The following is a 1,558-nucleotide window of genomic DNA, read 5'->3' on the forward strand; positions in this document are numbered from 1 at the left end:
CGAAAAAAGAAGGCTGGTTATCCAGCCTTCTCAGCTTGTAGACAAAGTCTTCATTTTGAAGATGATGTCTGCAGGCTTTTTTTGTACAATAAAAACATCAAAATCTTGTGGGGGAATTTGTATGTTATCAAAACGTCCAGAAAACCGCCGGAATCAAATGGAGGTTGTCGCGCTCGACCAGCTTGTGCCGGCTGATCATCTGGTCCGCAAAATCGAGGCGGCGATCGACTTTGATTTTATTTATCCATTGGTAGAAGATATGTATTCAGCTGACAACGGCCGGCCAAGTGTTGATCCTGTCGTACTGATTAAAATGGTGCTGGTCCAGTACCTGTTTGGCATCCGTTCCATGCGCCAGACGATTAAGGAGATTGAAACCAATGTGGCGTACCGCTGGTTTCTTGGGTACGGATTTTCGGAGAAAATTCCCCATTTCTCTACCTTCGGTAAAAACTATGTCCGACGCTTTAAAGACACCGACCTGTTTGAACAGATTTTTTACCGGATTCTGAGAGAAGCGATGGAGAAAGGATTCGTTGATCCGTCCGTTGCTTTTATCGATTCAACGCATGTCAAAGCCAGCGCAAATAAAAAGAAGTTTAATAAGAAAGTCGTGCGGGTCGAAACGCGCAGCTACCAGGCACAGCTCGATGGAGAGATCAATGCAGATCGTGAAGAACATGGAAAAAAGCCGTTTCCCCCACAGGAAAAGGAAGAGACGAAGGAAATCAAGTCGAGCACTACTGATCCCGATAGCGGCTACTATGTGAAAGATGAGCGGGAGAAAAATTTTGCCTACTCCTTTCACACAGCCTGTGATGCCAACGGGTTTGTTCTTGCCTCCTGTGTGACAGCTGCCAATGTTCATGACAGCCGCGTGTTTACAGATGTCCTCGATAAAGTAATGGAAAAAGTGGAAAAACCTGATGCAGTAGCTGCCGACGCTGGATACAAAACGCCTTTTATCGCCAAGTACATAACGGACCTTGAGATCCGCCCAGTGCTTCCTTATTCAAGACCCCGCACCCCAAAAGGATATTTGAAGAAAAGCGACTTCGCCTATGATGAGCATTATGACTGCTATATCTGTCCGGAGGAACAGATCCTTTTTTATCGGACGACTACCCGTGAAGGGTACAGGCAGTATTCTTCTGATCCAAAGCAGTGCCAGGGCTGTCCACTCCTTTTTATGTGCACACAAAGCCAGAATCATACAAAGCTGATCCACCGGCACGTATGGGAGGACTATTTGGAAGAAGCTGACCACCTGCGCCATACGGCGCAGAATAAAAAAGACTATGCTAGGCGCAAAGAAACGATTGAGCGTGTTTTTGCGGATGCTAAAGAAAAGCATGGCATGCGATGGACAACCCTCAGGGGACTGGGGAAATTATCCATGCAGGCGATGCTTACTTTCGCTGCCATGAATCTTAAAAAGCTGGCCAGCTGGTCGTGGAAACCAGTGCAGCCAGTTTGAATAAGGGTGTCAAAACGAATAAAAAAAGACAAAGCGGCCTCAAAACGGAGTTTTGAGAACCACTTTGTCTACAGTCTGAGA

1 protein-coding gene is annotated in these 1,558 nt (G+C 46.4%); it reads left to right on the top strand.

Going from position 1 to position 1,558, the window contains the following annotated elements:
* Positions 1-121: 121 nt before the first annotated feature.
* On the top strand, positions 122-1,477 hold the full coding sequence (locus VP97_RS18115; protein ID WP_050183491.1) for an IS1182 family transposase: 1,356 nt from the start codon (positions 122-124) through the stop codon (positions 1,475-1,477).
* Positions 1,478-1,558 lie beyond the last annotated feature (81 nt).

Source organism: Domibacillus robiginosus, from assembly GCF_000966195.1.
Classification (GTDB): Bacteria; Bacillota; Bacilli; order Bacillales; family Domibacillaceae; genus Domibacillus; species Domibacillus robiginosus.